This is a genomic window from Geitlerinema sp. PCC 7407, from assembly GCF_000317045.1.
Taxonomy (GTDB): Bacteria; Cyanobacteriota; Cyanobacteriia; order PCC-7407; family PCC-7407; genus PCC-7407.
The window spans coordinates 2866281-2882516 of record NC_019703.1; the positions used below are offsets into that span (position 1 = coordinate 2866281).

Sequence of the window (16236 nt, forward strand, 5' to 3'; positions counted from 1 at the left end):
GTATTAAGCTGGCAGAGATATAGGCCTTGATGCAGGGTTAGAGCCGGGAACATGGTGCTGAATCTTGGGACTGGATGGGCGCTGGTAGTGATGAGCGCGATCGCCTTTTGTTTGGGAGCTTTGCCCCTGACCGGATGGTGGGTGCAGCTAGCCACAGGACGGCGGCTGCGCGCCGCTGGCACCGGCAACCTCAGCGTGTCTGCGGCTTTTTATCACGGGGGGCGCTGGGTTGGCATTGGGGCGGTGGTGCTGGAGGCAGCCAAAGGCATTGGGGCCGTGCTGGTGGCGCGATCGCTTCTGCCGGGGGCCCCGGCCTGGGAGCTGGTGGCGTTGCTGGCCCTGGTGGCCGGACGCTACAGCCTCGGGCGCGGCGCAGGCACGACCAACGTGGTTTGGGGATACATCGTCCACGACTGGCGGGTCGCGGCCCTGGTTTTCTTGATTTCTGGGGTGAGCTTTACGCTGATGCGCCAGCGGGAGCAGGGGCGCTTGGTGGTGCTGCTGCTGGTGCCGGTGATTTTGGCGCTGCTCCATCCCGGTCAGTCTGGTCGCGTCGTGGCGGCGATCGCCCTGAGCGGCCTGATTGCCCTGATTTACCAAGCCATTCCTGACGATCTGGACCTGTCTACCTCTGCTGCCACACCGGAGTCTCGCCGTATGTTTCGATTTTTCCGGGGCGATCGCGGCCTCAAAACCCTTGATGATTCTCTCAAAACCGAGGTTGCTGGCGCCAAGGCCGCAACCCTGGCCCAGCTGCGGCGCTGGGGCTACCCCGTGCCCTTTGGCTGGGTGATCTTGCCGGGGGACGACGTAGAAACCCTGGTGAGCGGCTTTCAGCCCAGCGCCGCCACGCCCCTGGCGGTGCGGTCCTCCGCCGTGGGCGAGGACTCCGAAACGGCCTCGGCGGCGGGTCAGTATCTGACGCTGCTCAACGTCACCAGTCACGAGGAGCTGGCGATCGCCATCGATCGGTGCTTTGCCTCCTACGACCAGCCCAGCGCCAGCCGCTACCGCAGCGATCGCGGCTTGGCCGACAGCGCCATGGCCGTGCTGGTCCAGCAGCAGGTTTCTGGGGCGTTTTCGGGGGTGGCCTTTAGCCGCGACCCGATCAGCCAGCAGGGATCTGCCGTCGTGATCGAAGCGCTGCCCGGACCGGCCACGCGGGTGGTTTCTGGCCAGGTGACCCCCGAGTCCTACCGGGTGAGCGTCCTCGACAGCGACCTCGATCAGGCCACCGAGAGCTGGCGACTGCCCGAAAAGCTGGATCTGCCCGTGGAAGGCAGCGGCGACGTGCCGATGTTTCTGATTCAGCAGGTGGCATTTTTGGCGCGGCACCTCGAAAAGCGCTACCACGGCGTTCCCCAGGACATCGAGTGGACCTACGACGGCCAGCAGCTCTGGCTGCTCCAGAGCCGCCCCATCACGACGCTGATTCCCATCTGGACCCGCAAGATCGCGGCGGAGGTGATCCCGGGGGCGATTCGCCCGCTCACCTGGTCGATCAACCGGCCCCTGACCTGCGGAGTTTGGGGCGAGCTCTTCACGCTGGTGCTGGGCGATCGCGCGCGCGGGCTCGACTTCACCGAAACCGCCACGCTGCATTTTTCCCACGCCTACTTCAATGCGTCCCTGCTGGGGGATTTGTTTCTGCGCATGGGGCTGCCGCCAGAGAGCCTGGAGTTTTTGACCCGAGGCGCAAAATTTTCGAAGCCGCCCCTGAGCGCCACGGTGCGCAATGTTCCCGGCCTGGGCCGCCTGGTGGGCCGAGAGCTGCGGCTTCACAAGGATTTTCGGCGGGAGATGCAGCAGCACTTTGGGCCGGCGATCGCCGCCTTTGAGCAGCAGCCCGCCGAGACCCTGGAGACCTCGGCCCTCCTAGAGCGCATCGATCGGGTGCTGCTGTTGCTGCGGCGGGCAACCTACTACAGCATTCTGGGTCCCCTGAGCGCTGCCCTGCGCCAGGCCCTCTTCAAGGTGCCGGATCAGGCGCTGGACAATCGCCGCACGCCAGAGGTCGCGTCGCTCCAGGCCCTGGGTGCCTTGGCAGATCGGGTGCGCGATCGCCTGGATCCAGGGGCCTTGCCCCCAGAGCAGTCAGAGGCGATCGCGGCTCTGCGCAGACATCCCGAAACAGCAGACCTCATGAGCCAGTTTGACGCCTTGGTGGCGGAGTACGGCTACCTAAGCGAGGTGGGCACGGACATCGCCGTTCCCACCTGGCGCGAACATCCCCAAACGGTGGAGGAAATTTTCTGGCAGTTTGTCCGCCAGGGAGCGCCTCCCGCCGCTGAGTCCAGTCAGTCTGCCCCCCAAGCCGTGCAGCAGCGCGTGGATCTCAAGGGGGAGGTGACCCGGGTGTACAGTCGGCTGCTGGCGGAGCTGCGCTGGAGCTTGATGGCGCTAGGGAAACGCCTGCATCAGCAGGAGCTACTGCCCAGCGTGGACACCCTGTTTGATCTGACGTGGGATGAGGTGCAGCGGCTAGCCAAAACGGGCTCCCCCGAGCTGGCCGCTCACTGGCAAAGCAAGGCCCAGCGGCGGCGATCGCAATTTGAGCGCGATCGCCAGCTTCCCTCAGTTCCCCAGGTCGTCTACGGCAAAACCCCGCCGCCCCCAGAGCTGAGCAGCGCCGCCCCGGCCCGCCAGCAGTTTCGGGGCATTGGCGCCAGTCCTGGCGAGGTGGAGGGGCGCGTCGTTGTCCTGCGAACCCTGCGCAGCAGCGCCACCCTGCCCGAAGACGCCATTTTGGTGGTCCCCTACACGGACTCCGGCTGGGCCCCGCTGCTGGCCCAGGCCAAGGGCCTGATCGCGGAGGTGGGGGGCCGCCTGTCCCACGGGGCGATCGTGGCTCGGGAGTACGGCATTCCGGCGGTGATGGATATTCACGAGGCCACACGGCTGCTGCGAGACGGCCAGCGGGTCCGCCTCAACGGCCAGAGCGGCCTGGTAGAGCTGCTCTAGGCAGGATCCTCCAGGCGGCGGCCCAGGATGACCAAGTCTCGCTCGACGCCATCGAGCACCGCCACTCGGGGCAGGTGTCCCCAGGTCTCGAAGCCCATTTGGCGAAAGAGGCTCAGGCTCGGCTCGTTGTGGGCAAAGATGAAGCCCAGCAGGGTCGTCAGGCCCAGGTCCGGCCCGCGCTGGCAGGCCTGCTGAAGCAGCGATCGCCCCAGACCCCGGCGTCGATGGGCCGCCGCAACGTAGAGGCTAATTTCGGCGGTGCCGCCGTAGGCCGGACGCCCATAAAAGGACTGGAAGCTGCACCAGGCCAGGATTTCGCCGCTGTCCTCCAGGACCCAGACCGGGCGATGGGGCGGGCGATCGCCCAGCCAAGCCAGTCGGCTCTCGACGGTGACTGGCTCGGTATCTGCGGTAACCTGGCGGCTGGGAATCGTCTGGTTGTAGATGGCGACAATCTGGGGCAAATCGGCGATCGCGGCGTCTCGAAGCTGCATGTTTCTCTCAAGTTTTCGAAAACCAAGCCTGCCAGGCAGGCCACTGATTGACTAGCTGGGCCAGCGTGCTGTAGCCCGCTTCCCGGGGGTGGGCCCCGTCGTAGGTCGCCACCTCCTGCATCCAGGCGGTCGACTGCTGGAGGGGCGTCACCACGCCCAGAAACGGAACCTGTAGCTGGGCGCAGAGGGCGGCCAAGCGCTCGGACAGGTGGACAATCCGATGATTGTGGCTCAGATCAGCGACGGGCGGCGGTCCCACCATCAGCACCGGATACTGCTTTTGGGCCTGGGTCAAGATGGCGGCAGCGTTGTCCAGGGACGCCTCCGGCTCAACCCGAAACGTTTGATTTTCAAAGGTCGTATCGTTGACGCCAAAGGAAAACACCAGGCGCCCGTCCACGGTCTCCGGCAGACGCACCGCGACCTCAGCGTACCAGCGCTGGCGAATGTCTGCGCTGGTCTCTCGGCGGACGCCGAGGTTGTAGTGGGTCAGGTCGTAGCCTCGATGCTGGGCGATCGCGCACAGGCGACCTGTCCAGCCCAAACTCGAGCGATCGCCTGTCCCGTTAACAAAAGAGTCTCCTACGAAGCAAATTCGCATATCTTGCGCCTTTAGACCCCTGGGTGAGTGCGATCGCCCTAACACGCGATCGCTGATACTTTTTGTAGGGGAAGGGACGGCTCAGCACAACGGGGGTCTGAGCTTTCTGGGGCGATCGCTACGGCCCCGCCACGGCCTGATTACGGCCAACACCAGATTTTCCAGCCGCTTTTGACCCGATTTGGCTATTCGTTTGGATCTTGTTCTATGCCCCGCGTTCGTGCGCCCGAGCTGCCCGCTGACTTTCCCTGGCTAAATTTTCCAGGCCCTTTATCCCTGCGATCGCTGCGCGGTCGGGTCGTCCTGCTGGATTTTTGGACCTATGGCTGCATCAACTGTCTGCACGTTTTGCCAGACCTGCACGCCCTAGAGCAGCGCTACGGCGATCGCCTCCAGGTGATCGGCATCCACACCGGCAAGTTTTCCCAGGAGCAGCACCCCGCCAGCGTCGAGCAGGCAATCGCCCGCTACGGCATCCGCCACCCAGTGGTCGTCGATCAAAATCAATATCTGTGGGACCAGTACGCCATCAAGGCCTGGCCCACCTTGGTGCTCATCGACCCCGCAGGCTACGTCGTGACCCAGCGGGCCGGTGAAGGCCACTCCGACACCTTCGATCGCCAGATTGGCGAACTTCTGGCCGGGCGATCGCCCGATTCCGGCGCTCCCGCCCCAGAACAGCCGATCGCCAGCCCCCTGGCCTTTCCGGGAAAGGTGGCGATCGGGGCGATCGCCCAGGAAAATCACCTATTTGTCGCAGACACCGGCCACCACCGCCTGGTCATCGCCACCCTTGAGGGAAAGGTGCGGGCCACCGTCGGCTCAGGCACTCCCGGCTACCAAGACGGCCCCTGGGAAACCGCCCAGTTTCGCGCGCCCCAGGGCCTGACCTACGATCCGGCGGGCGATCGCCTCTACGTCGCCGACACCGGCAATCACTTGATTCGCTGCGTCCATGGGCGATCGCGCACCGTCACCACCCTCGCCGGCACGGGCCAGCAAAACCGATCTCTGCGCCCCCAGCAGGGCCGCCGCCTGGAAACCCCGCTCAACTCCCCCTGGGATGTCGCCCTCAAAGGCGATCGCCTCTTCATCGCCATGGCCGGGTCCCACCAGATCTGGGTGCTCTCCCTCACCGAAGACGCCGTCGGCACCCTGCTCGGAACCGGCGCCGAAGCCTGCATCGACGGCACCGCCAGCGAGGCCACCTTTGCCCAGCCCAGCGGCCTGGCCATCGACGGCGACACCCTCTACGTTGCCGACAGCGAAAGCAGCTCGGTTCGGGCCATTTCCCTCGCCGATCCTCCCAGCGTCCAAACCCTGTGTGGCAGCGGCGGCCTCTTCGACTTTGGCGATCGCGAGGGCCGGGGCGATCGCGCGCGATTGCAGCACTGCCTCGGCCTCGCCCACGGCCCTGGCAACCTCTGGATCGCCGACACCTACAACCACAAAATCAAGCGGTTGAACCTCGCCGAAGGCCACTGCGTCAATATAGTCGGGAGCGGCCTCCCAGGCCACCAGGACGGCTGGGGCCCAGAAGCCTCTTTCTCGGAACCTTCCGGCCTCGCCAGCGAGGGTCAAACGCTGTACATCGCAGACACCAACAACCACGCTATCCGGCGCTGGGACTGGGCCACCCAACAGGTCACGACCTTCTGCTTCGAAGGACTTTGTGCTCCCCATCTTTGCGTTCCGCCTAGGTAACAAAATCCATCCCCTTTCTGAGGACTCCTGCACCGCGCCAAAACCGCTATTGCCCCTCTCAAAGCTCTGCCTAGGTGCTTTTTGCATCAGCTCTAGGTGGACAGTTTCTGGTGGCACAAAGGCGCTCAAAAGCCTTGATAGCGCTGGGTTTGGAGCATCAGGATATGTCTCAGGAGTGACCGCATTTGCTTTACAAAGCGTAATAATTAGAACGCTCACAGAAACGCCCACAGTACAGGTGAAAACATGTCGCAGGTTGCCCTATTGACTGAGCATTTTCGTTCTCTCACACCGGCGACCCTCTCTCGGATGCTGTTGATCGGGTTGCTGATCATCCCAACGGCCGGCTGCGGCTTTTTGCCCAAAGAGGAGGCCAACGCCCAGCCCGCTCAGCGGGGCCAAGCCGAAGATGGTCCCGCAGCCGTGGATGTGGCGATCGCCCGTACTGCCCCCCTCGGTGAGGAACTGGAATACACCGGCACCACCCAGCCCTTTCGGGAAATTTCCCTGCGCGCCCAGGTCGAAGGGCAGCTGGTGAGCCTCAGCGCCGATGTGGGAGACCCCGTGGCCCGAGGCCAAGTGGTTGCTCGTCTCGATGACCAGGTCTTGACCGCAGCGGTCGTCGGGGCCCAGGCCGAGGTCGCCGCCCAGGAAGCCGAGGTCGCCCAGGCCCGCACAGAGGTCAGCGATGCCGAAACCCTGGTCGAACAAGCTCGCCTAGAGCTGCAGCAAGCCCAGTCCGATCTCGCTCGCTTCCAGGGTCTGTACGAGGAGGGCGTTATTCCAGAGCAGCAGGTCGAGCAGGCTCGCACCGCTGTCGGCACGGCAGAGCAGGCTTTTCGGTCGGCCCAAGAGCAGGTGCGCACGCGCCAGCAGGCGGTGACCGCCTCGGAGCGGCGGGTGATCGCCCAGCAGGCCGCCGTCGCCCAAGAGCAGGAGCGGCGGGCCTATTCAGTGCTGACATCTCCCATCGATGGCTATGTCCTTGAGCGGGTGACTGAGCCAGGAAACTTGGTCCAGCCCGGAGGGGAACTGCTCCGATTGGGAGACTTTAGTCAGGTCAAGATTTCGGTCCAAGTGTCTGAGCTGGAGCTGGCCGACATTCAGACAGGACAGGTAGTCCAAGTCCGGCTTGATGCTTTTCCGGGCCAGGCACTGGTCGGTCGGGTGGCGCGAATCTCTCCCGCGGCGGACCCGACGGCTCGCTTGGTGCCGGTGGAGGTGACCATTCCCAATGAGGGTGGACGCATCGGCAGCGGTCTCCTGGCGCGGGTGAATTTCACGCAGCAGGCGGCGGCCCGCGTGGTGGTGCCTGAAACGGCTCTCCGGGCCAACCAGGAGCGGGGGCCTCGCGGCGGCGCTCGCGGCGGGGGCAGACCCGCTGGAGGGCCGCCCGGGGGAGCCAGTCAGCGCCCCAGCGAATCCCCCCAGCCGCTGCAGGCGGGCGATCGCGGCACGATTTTTGTGGTGGCGGGCTCGGGAGATGCGGCCACGGTGGAGGAGCGGACCGTCACGGTGGGCGATCGCCGGGATGGCCGCGTGGAGATCATTGCGGGCCTCGAGCCCGGAGAAGCTTTTGTGGCCCGCAGTAGCCAGGGCCTCAAGGATGGCGAGACGGTCCGGACCAGTGTCCTGTCAGAGGAGGCACCTGCGCAGGGCTCGGGAGCATCCCGCTCCCAGGACCCATGATGATGTCTCAAGCACGTTCCAACGGGTGTGACCCCCATGGGGCGGGCGATCGCGTTTTGTCCTCCGATGTTCTTCCTTCCCAAATTGGCCCATGACGCAGGATTCTCCTACAACCGGCTTTAGTATCAGCGGCGTTGCGATTCGGCGACACATCGGCACGCTCATGCTCACCCTGGCCGTGGTGGTGGTGGGCATTTTCTTCATCTCGACGCTCCAGGTGGATCTGCTCCCGTCCATCACCTATCCCCGCATCGGGGTCCGGGTCGGCGCGCCGGGGGTTTCGCCCGAAGTCGCCATTGATGAGGTGACCCGCCCCCTCGAAGAAGCCCTGTCGGCCACCGAAGGGGTTATCCAGGTTTACTCCCAAACCCGGGAAGGCCAGGTCAGCGTTGACCTCTACTTTGAGCCGGGAGGCGACATCGACCAAGCACTCAATGACGCCACGGCGGCCTTCAACCGGGCGCGGGGTCGGCTACCAGACACCATCGAGGACCCGCGCCTGTTCAAGGTGGACCCTTCGCAGCTGCCGGTGTATGAATTTGCGCTGTCTTCTGATGAGCTGGAGCCCGTTGATCTGCGGGTCTTTGCAGACGAAGACCTAGCGCGCGAGCTGACGGTGGTGGCAGGGGTAGCCTCGGTGGACGTGGCGGGGGGCGTTGCAGAGGAGGTCCGCGTCCTGATCGACCTCGATCGCCTCCAGGCTCTGGGAATTGGGCTCGATGACGTGCTCACGGAGGTGCGCGATCGCAACCAGGACATCTCAGGCGGCCGGATCTTTAGCGATACGGCGGAGTCGCTGACGCGGGCAGTGGGCCGGTTCCGCAGCGCTGACGAGATCCGAAACCTTTCTTTTGAGGTGACGCCGCGCGCCAGTGTCTCCGAGGGACAGGCATCCGGGGCGATCGCCCCGGCCCAGCGGGTCTATCTGCGGGACTTCGCGGAAGTTATCGACGGCACCCAAGAGCAGCGGATTTTTGTAACGCTCAACGGTCGCCAAGCCGTCAAAGTCAGCATCCAGAAACAGCCCGACGCCAACACCATCGAGGTGGTGCAGGGGGTGAAAAAACGCCTCGAAGAGCTGCGGCAGGGGGGCGTCATTCGCGACGAGATGGAAATCGTCACCACCCTGGATGAGTCGGTTTTCATTCAAAACGCCATTTCTAATGTCACCAGCTCCGGCCTCACGGGAGCCGGGCTGGCTGCGATCGCCGTTTTGCTGTTTTTGGGCTCCATCCGCCAAACCCTAATTATTTTGCTGGCCATTCCCCTGGCCATTCTGACGGCCATCATCTTGATGGGCATGTTTGACCTATCCATCAACGTCTTCAGCTTGGGCGGCTTGGCCCTGGGCGTCGGCATCGTTGTGGACAACTCCATCGTGATGCTAGAGACGATCGCTGAAGGGGCAGGCATGACCCCCGGCCAAGACACGCGATCGCGCCTGAGCCCCGGTCAAATGATCCGCCAGTCCATCAAGAGCAGCCAAGAAGTCGAGTCAGCCCTCATCGCCTCCACCAGCACCAACCTGGTCGCTGTTTTGCCGTTCCTCTTGATTGGCGGCTTCATTGCCCTCCTGTTTAATGAGCTGATCTTGACCATCAGCTTCGCCGTCGCTGCCTCCATCGTGGTGGCCGTCACCCTGGTCCCCATGCTGGCTTCCCGGCTCCTAGCGGTGAAGTGGTCCTCCGGCATATCCCGCACCTGGTTTCTGCGGACCTTCAACGATCGCTTCGACGCTTCGACCCGAGGCTACGCCGCGCTGCTAGCCTGGATTCTCTCCAAGCGAATTCTGATTATTGCCCTAACGCTCCTCACCTTTGGTGGGGGCAGTATGTGGATGTTGGGCAACATTCCTCAAGAAATCCTGCCTCAGATCAGCACGGGTCAAGCCAACCTGATCGCCCAATTTCCGCCCGGCACGCCCCTAGAGAGCAACCTGCAAGTCATGGCAGCCGTGGACGAAATTATCCAGGCTCAACCCGAAACCGAGTATGTCTTCACCACCGCCGGGGGCTTTCTCTTTGGCAGCAACACCAATGAAAACCCTCTGCGCAGCAGCAGCAACATCACCCTCGAGCCCGGAACCGATGTCAATGCTTTCATCACACGAGTCACTAAAGAATTTGAGCAGCTCAATCTTGTGGATGTGACCCTGCGCATGCGCCCAGGGCAGGTGCGAGGCCTGATTTTGTCCAACTCGCCCGTGCGGGGAGCCGATGTGGACGTGATTCTCCAGGGAGAAGATACCGAAGCTCTGAATGCTGCTGGCCAGCAGGTTCTCGCGGCCCTCAATCGCCAGGCCACCCTGGCAAGGTTCCGGGCCGATGCCGACGAACCGCAGCCCGAGGTGCAGATTGTGCCCGATGAGGAGCGCTTGGCAGCCCTGAATCTGACGATCCAGGATGTGGGCGACACGCTCCAGACCGCCATTCAAGGCTCGGTGCCGACCCAGATCCAGCGGGGTACTCGCTTGGTGGATGTGCGCGTGCAGCTCGATCGCGCCGCGGTGCAGCGGCCGTCCCAGATTGAGCGCATCCCCCTGTTTGTCGAAGGGGGACGGCAGGTGCGCATCGGAGATGTAGCAACGGTCACCGATGGTCAGGCGCCGTCGGAGATTCAGCGCATCAACCAGCGCCAGGTGTTTTTGCTGGCGGGCAACCTGGCCGAAGGGGCGAGCCTCGGGGCAGCGATCGAGCAGGTGCAGCAGATCGTCCAAACGGTTGACCTGCCCGAGGGGGTGAGTGTTTTGCCCAGTGCGGCCGCCGAGAGCAATGCGCAGCTCCAGGGCACACTGCCGGTTTTGGGGGGCTTGGCGGCGTTCTTGGTGTTCGTGGTGATGGCGGTCCAGTACAACTCGCTGGTGGATCCGCTGGTCATTATGTTTACGCTGCCTCTGGCGCTGGCTGGCGGTATTTTGGGGCTGTTTGTGACCCAGACGGCGATCGGCGCGACGGTGATCGTCGGGGCGGTGCTGCTGGTGGGTATCGTGGTGAACAACGCCATCATCATGGTGGAGCTGGCTAACCAGATCCAGGCGGAGGAAGGCTGCGATCGCTACACGGCGATTTTGCGAGCGGCGCCCCGACGACTGCGCCCGGTGCTGATGACCACCATCACGACGGTACTGGGCATGTTCCCCTTGGCCCTGGGGGTTGGCGAGGGCAGCGAATTCTTGCAGCCGCTGGGAGTTGTGGTCTTTTCGGGTCTCGCCCTGGCGACGCTGCTGACGCTGTTTATCATTCCTTGCTTCTACGTGCTGCTCCACGACCTGTTTGGGGGCGGTGGCTGGGGCAGGCGGCGACGAACCTCGCCCCCTGTGGCAGAAAAAGAGGCGGTCCGAGAAACCGTCGATATCTTCCCCCAAAGCCAAGAACTCTAGGCGATCGCCTTCGTAGAGAGTTCTCTCGCCAAGGCCCAAAATTCGGCACACTGGAGGGAAAGGGGCGATCGCCCCTTTCCCTTCCTCTAGCGGCTAGCGGCCTGTGGACACACGCGGTTTTCATCACGTCGCCATTATTTGCTCGGACTACGACGTTTCCAAGCATTTCTATACCCAGATTTTGGGCTTCCCCATTCTCCAAGAGACCTTTCGGGCAGCCCGCAACTCCTACAAGCTCGATCTGAAGGTGGGTGACCACGGCCAGATCGAGCTTTTTTCCTTCCCCAATCCGCCAGAGCGGCCCGGACGCCCGGAGGCGTGCGGCCTGCGCCACCTAGCCTTCACTGTGGCCGACGTCGCCCAAACCGCCCAAAGCCTCGAAGCCCAGGGCGTCTCGGTAGAGCCCATTCGGGTTGATGAGCTGACGGGCCGGCGCTTTACGTTTTTTAAGGATCCGGACGGCCTGCCCCTAGAGATCTACGAAAGCTAGGGACGCTAGGCCAGGGTTTCAGAGAGAGATTGGGGGGCGATCGCCCCCTAATTTCACCAATCTTCCCCCTTGACTCTCAAGCCAGCTAGAGACTCTACCCTGGAGGAGACCTTCAGCGAGAGAGTCCCCATGAAAACCGAGCAGCTGCGCCTCAGCGGCATGAGCTGTGCCGCTTGCGCCAGTGCCATCGAGCAAGCCATCCAAGCCGTCCCTGGCGTCGAGTCTTGCAGCGTGAACTTTGGCGTCGAGCAGGCCACCATCTCCTACCACGAGCGCACCACCGACCTACAGGCCATCCAGCAAGCCGTGGCCGACGCTGGATACCGCGCCTCCCCCCTAGCAGACCCCACCGAAGAAGACGACGCGGAGAAAGCCAGTCGTCTGGCCGAAGCCCGCGACCTGCGCAACAAAGTGTGGGTCGGCGGCGTGATCAGCAGCGTGATCGTCCTTGGGTCTTTGCCGATGATGCTCGGCTTACCCATCCCCTTCATTCCGACCTGGCTGCACAATCCGTGGTTTCAGCTCGTTCTGTCTACGCCTGTGCTGGTTTGGTGTGGCCGCAGCTTTTTTGTAGGCGCCTGGAAATCCCTCAAGCGCCATGCAGCAGACATGAATACCCTGGTTGCCCTGGGGACAGGCACCGCTTATCTCTATTCCCTAGCGATCACCCTGTTCCCTAATTTGCTGCTCGATCAGGGCTTACCCGTGGAGGTCTACTACGAAGCCGCCGTGGTGATCATCACGCTGATTTTGCTGGGGCGGCTGCTCGAAAACCGGGCTCGGGGCCAGACCTCGGAGGCGATTCGCAAACTGATGGGCCTCCAGGCCAAGACAGCGCGGGTCATCCGCCATGGCCAAGAAGTGGACCTGCCCCTGGGTGAGGTGGTGGTGGGCGATCGCATTTTGGTGCGCCCCGGCGAAAAAATCCCCGTTGACGGCGAAGTGGTCGAGGGCAACTCGAGCATCGATGAATCCATGGTGACGGGGGAGAGCATCCCCGTGGACAAGCGGGTGGGCGACGAAGTGATCGGCGCAACCATCAACCGGACGGGCCGCTTTATTTTCCGGGCGACGCGGGTCGGCAAGGACACGGTCTTGGCCCAGATCGTCAAGCTGGTGCAGCAGGCCCAGGGCTCCAAAGCGCCCATCCAAAAGCTCGCAGACCAAGTGACGGGCTGGTTTGTGCCGGTGGTGATTGCCATTGCCCTGGTGACCTTCGTGCTGTGGTTCAACTTCATGGGCAATGTGACCCTGGCCCTGATTACGACGGTCGGCGTGCTGATTATTGCCTGTCCCTGTGCTCTGGGCTTGGCGACGCCCACTTCTGTCATGGTGGGCACGGGCAAGGGCGCCGAGAATGGCATTTTGATCCAGGGGGCCGAAAGCCTAGAGCTCGCCCACAAACTCAATACAATCGTGTTAGACAAGACCGGAACCTTGACCCTGGGCAAGCCGACGGTGACGGACTACCAAACCGTGGGCGGCACCAGCAACGGCAATGAGCTGCGCCTGCTGCGGCTGGCGGCCACCGTGGAGCGTTACTCCGAGCATCCTTTGGCTGAGGCGCTGGTGCGCTATGCCCAAGAGCAGGAGGTGACGCTGGGCGATGTGGAGGAATTTGAGGCGATCGCGGGCAGCGGCGTCCAGGGCCAGGTCAGCGGCCAGCAGGTCCAGATCGGCACCCGGCGCTGGCTAGAAGAGCAGGGCATCTCGACCGCTCGGGTCACGTCCACCCAGCGATCGCTGATCGAGCAGCAGCATGCCTGGGAAAGCCAGGGCAAAACCGTCATCTGGGTGGCGGCGGACGGCCGGGCCGAGGGAATCTTTGGCATCGCGGACAAGCTCAAGGCCTCCTCACCAGCAGCAGTACGGGCTTTGCGCAATCTGGACCTCGAGGTGGTTATGCTCACCGGGGACAATCAGCAAACAGCCAACGCGATCGCCCGCGAAGTGGGGATTCAGCGGGTGTTTGCAGAGGTGCGCCCGGACCAAAAAGCCAGCACGATCCAGCGGCTCCAGGCCGAAGGAAAAATCGTGGCCATGGTGGGCGATGGCATCAATGACGCTCCTGCCCTCGCCCAGGCCGATGTGGGCATCGCCATCGGCACGGGCACCGATGTGGCGATCGCCGCGAGCGACATCACCCTCGTCTCGGGAGATCTGCACGGCATCGTCACCGCGATTCAGCTCAGCCGCGCCACCATCCGCAACATCCGCCAAAATCTCTTCTTCGCCTTCATCTACAACACCGCCGGTATTCCCATCGCCGCTGGCATCCTCTATCCCTTCTTTGGTCTCTTGCTCAATCCCATTGTGGCCGGTGCGGCCATGGCCTTTAGCTCGGTCTCAGTGGTGACCAACGCGCTGCGGCTGCGCAACTTCCAGCCCCAAGAGACGCGCTAGTTTCGCTTTTTTAGCCATTTATTCCCAGTTTTGGAGGTTTTTTGATGAAATTTCGCTCTTTTCTCTGGCGTACGGCTCTGGGTACTGGCTTAGCGCTGGGCCTCGGGGCCGGGGCGATCGCCGCTCCCCACGACTCCATGGACTCGATGTCCCACGGCGGCAGCAGCGCTGGCTTTCAGCGCCTGGAGCAGCCCCTCCCCCTGAAAATCGGCGTCACGCTGGCAGGGCTGGGGCTGGTGGGCCTAGAGCTCTGGTGGTTCCTCCTGAGCAAGCCCCAAGCTCGCCGCGCCGCCGCCACCCCTGGCGTCCAGGAGATGACCATCGAGGTCGACGGCGGCTACAGCCCCAGCCGCATCGTGGTCACCGCCGGTCAGCCAGTCCGCCTCAACTTCTTTCGCAAGGACCCCAGCAGCTGCCTAGACAGCGTGCGCTTCCCAGATTTTCATGTCGCCGCCGATCTCCCCCTGAACAAAACTACGCCGGTGGAGTTTACGCCGGACAAGCCAGGGCAGTACCAATTTTCCTGCGGCATGAACATGGTGCGCGGCACCATCGAAGTGCAGGCTGCTGAGTCCTAGCCCAGTTCATGAAATTCACGAGATTTGGACCTCCGTCAGTCCCGGCTCCCCATTGCAGGAGCGGGACTTTGGCGTTTCCGGGCTTGGGCAGCTGTTGCATTTCGTTGCTTTTCCTTGACTCTCTTCCAGCCCCAATTTCCTATCCTAGAAATTAGCAGGTCTTCGATCGGCGCATCGCTTCACCCTTGCCGGTCGAGGTCAGGAGGCTTTATGCATTACAAGTACGCGATCGCCGCTGGAACGTTGGCTCTGGTTGTGGGGAGCGCCTTTGCGGCTGGCTGGCTGCTGCCCGACCCAGTATCTCCGGCAGATGCAAGCATTTCGAACGCCCCCACGACTTCTCCGACGGTGACCTTGGTACAAGCCACGACGCCTCCGAGTGGGGGGGCGACTCTGCCGCGCCGAGGCCCCTCTGAGCAGCATTTCATTATCCGGATGATTCCCCATCACGAGAGCGCGATCGCCATGGCAGATCTGGCTTTGGCGCGATCGCAGCGCCCCGAAATCAAGCAGCTCGCCCAGGCCATCAAGACCAGCCAAAGCCAGGAAATCAGCAAAATGCGGGACTGGTACCAGCAGTGGTACGGCAGCTCCGTCCCTGAATGGCAGCCCGGCCAGGGAATGGGCATGGGCCGCGGAATGGGCATGGGTCCCGGGCGAGGACAAGGCCGGGGCTGGCGTGGAGGTGCAGGCCCTCAGGCGGGTATGGGGCGCTGTGCTATGGCGCCCGATCTGGCCGCCCTAGAAGCAGCAACGGACTTCGATCGGGCGTTCTTGGAGGAGATGATTCCCCATCACCAGATGGCGGTCCGGATGGCCAATCATGTGCTGCTGAATGTCGAGCATTCCGAAATGCGCGATCTGGCCCAGTCCATCATTCGAGAGCAGCAGCGTGAAATCGACCAGATGATGCAGTGGTATCAGCAGTGGTATCCCCAAGCCTAGGCTTCGTCTCCCCACACTCGTAGCTGGAGGTACACCAGTAGGCCGGCGATCGCCAACAGGACCGTCGCTGCCGCCGCCGCATAGCCAAAGTCAAATTGGCCAAAGGCCTGCTCATAAACGTAGTACACCAGCAGGTTGGTGGTGTTTAGGGGGCCGCCGCCCGTGACGACATAGACCTGCTCAAAGCTGCGCAGGGTAAAGATGGCGGTGGTGACCGTGGCAAAAACCAGCGTCGGTCGCAGACCGGGCAGCGTAATGTGCCAAAACTGCTGCCAGGGACCGGCGCCATCGAGCTCGGCGGCTTCGTAGCGGTTTTGGGGAATGGTTTGTAGCCCTGCCAAAAACACCACCATGTTGAAGCCGATTTGCTTCCAGGTGCTGAGCAAAATCAGCACGGGCATGGCCCAGGTGGTGCTGGCCAACCAGGGAATCGGCTCCAGGCCCAGAGGGCTGAGCCAGGCATTTACCGGGCCGTCGGTTTGAAACAGCCAGCGGAAGCCCAGGCCCACCGCCACCAGGGAGGTGACCGACGGAATGAAGTAGGCGGTGCGCAGCAGGCCTCGTAGGGCGATCGCCCGATTGAGCAGGACCGCCAGCCCCAAGGGAATCACCAGGGTCGGAATCACGGTCCCCACGGTGAAGTAGACCGTGTTCCACAGCACCTGCCAAAAGTCAGGGCTCAGGAGCAGTCGCCAATAGTTGCGGCCACCCACCCAGCTCAAGCCCGCCTGGGTAAAGCTGCCGGTGGTGAAGCTGAGATACAGCAGATAGGCGATGGGCCAAAACACGAACACGCTCAGCAACAGCAGCGCGGGGGCCAAAAAAACCCAGGCCGCGATCGCATCTTGATCGAGCCAGGTCTTTGGCTGTCCTTTTGTGTGGTGCATAGACTCCCTCCGTCGGAACAGGTCAAGGCGGGGCTCTCCAAGGCGCGATCGCCCCCAAACACCCCTGCTTCTTCCATTGTGCTGGCTACACCAAGGTGCTAGTCT

The 16236-nt window shown here is 63.1% G+C and carries 11 protein-coding genes; 8 read left to right on the plus strand and 3 right to left on the minus strand.

Annotated features, from left to right (window positions below):
- Positions 1 to 51: 51 nt before the first annotated feature.
- Positions 52 to 2961, plus strand: coding sequence for a glycerol-3-phosphate acyltransferase (locus GEI7407_RS11630; RefSeq protein WP_015172376.1), 2910 nt, complete (start codon positions 52 to 54; stop codon positions 2959 to 2961).
- On the opposite strand, the gene GEI7407_RS11635 is transcribed toward GEI7407_RS11630, so the two are convergent.
- Both GEI7407_RS11635 and GEI7407_RS11640 read right to left on the minus strand, forming a co-directional pair.
- Entirely contained in the window at positions 2958 to 3455 is a 498-nt protein-coding gene (locus GEI7407_RS11635) for a GNAT family N-acetyltransferase (protein ID WP_015172377.1), read from the minus strand. The two genes, GEI7407_RS11630 and GEI7407_RS11635, sit on opposite strands and share 4 nt — an antisense overlap.
- A gap of 7 nt (positions 3456 to 3462) precedes the next feature.
- On the minus strand, positions 3463 to 4056 hold the full coding sequence (locus GEI7407_RS11640) for a GDSL-type esterase/lipase family protein (protein WP_015172378.1): 594 nt from the start codon (positions 4054 to 4056) through the stop codon (positions 3463 to 3465).
- A gap of 207 nt (positions 4057 to 4263) precedes the next feature.
- Here GEI7407_RS11640 and GEI7407_RS11645 point away from each other — a divergent pair, with 207 nt between their 5' ends.
- From GEI7407_RS11645 to GEI7407_RS11675, 7 genes are all read left to right on the plus strand, one after another.
- Positions 4264 to 5760, plus strand: a complete 1497-nt coding sequence (locus GEI7407_RS11645; protein ID WP_015172379.1) for a thioredoxin-like domain-containing protein — start codon at positions 4264 to 4266, stop codon at positions 5758 to 5760.
- Positions 5761 to 6006: 246 nt separating this feature from the next.
- Positions 6007 to 7449, plus strand: a complete 1443-nt coding sequence (locus tag GEI7407_RS11650) for an efflux RND transporter periplasmic adaptor subunit (protein ID WP_015172380.1) — start codon at positions 6007 to 6009, stop codon at positions 7447 to 7449.
- Positions 7450 to 7540: 91 nt separating this feature from the next.
- Entirely contained in the window at positions 7541 to 10828 is a 3288-nt protein-coding gene (locus tag GEI7407_RS11655) for an efflux RND transporter permease subunit (RefSeq protein ID WP_015172381.1), read from the plus strand.
- 103 nt (positions 10829 to 10931) lie between these two features.
- The gene (locus GEI7407_RS11660) at positions 10932 to 11318 is read left to right on the plus strand and encodes a VOC family protein (RefSeq protein ID WP_015172382.1); all 387 of its coding nucleotides are present in this window, start codon (positions 10932 to 10934) and stop codon (positions 11316 to 11318) included.
- A 129-nt stretch (positions 11319 to 11447) separates the two neighbouring features.
- On the plus strand, positions 11448 to 13721 hold the full coding sequence (locus tag GEI7407_RS11665; protein WP_015172383.1) for a heavy metal translocating P-type ATPase: 2274 nt from the start codon (positions 11448 to 11450) through the stop codon (positions 13719 to 13721).
- A 44-nt stretch (positions 13722 to 13765) separates the two neighbouring features.
- Positions 13766 to 14299: a cupredoxin domain-containing protein gene (locus tag GEI7407_RS11670; RefSeq protein ID WP_015172384.1), complete on the plus strand. Its 534-nt coding sequence runs from the start codon at positions 13766 to 13768 to the stop codon at positions 14297 to 14299.
- Positions 14300 to 14509: 210 nt separating this feature from the next.
- Positions 14510 to 15244, plus strand: coding sequence for a DUF305 domain-containing protein (locus tag GEI7407_RS11675; protein WP_015172385.1), 735 nt, complete (start codon positions 14510 to 14512; stop codon positions 15242 to 15244).
- Here GEI7407_RS11675 and GEI7407_RS11680 read toward each other — a convergent pair.
- On the minus strand, positions 15241 to 16131 hold the full coding sequence (locus tag GEI7407_RS11680; protein ID WP_015172386.1) for a carbohydrate ABC transporter permease: 891 nt from the start codon (positions 16129 to 16131) through the stop codon (positions 15241 to 15243). The genes GEI7407_RS11675 and GEI7407_RS11680 overlap by 4 nt on opposite strands.
- Positions 16132 to 16236: the final 105 nt, after the last annotated feature.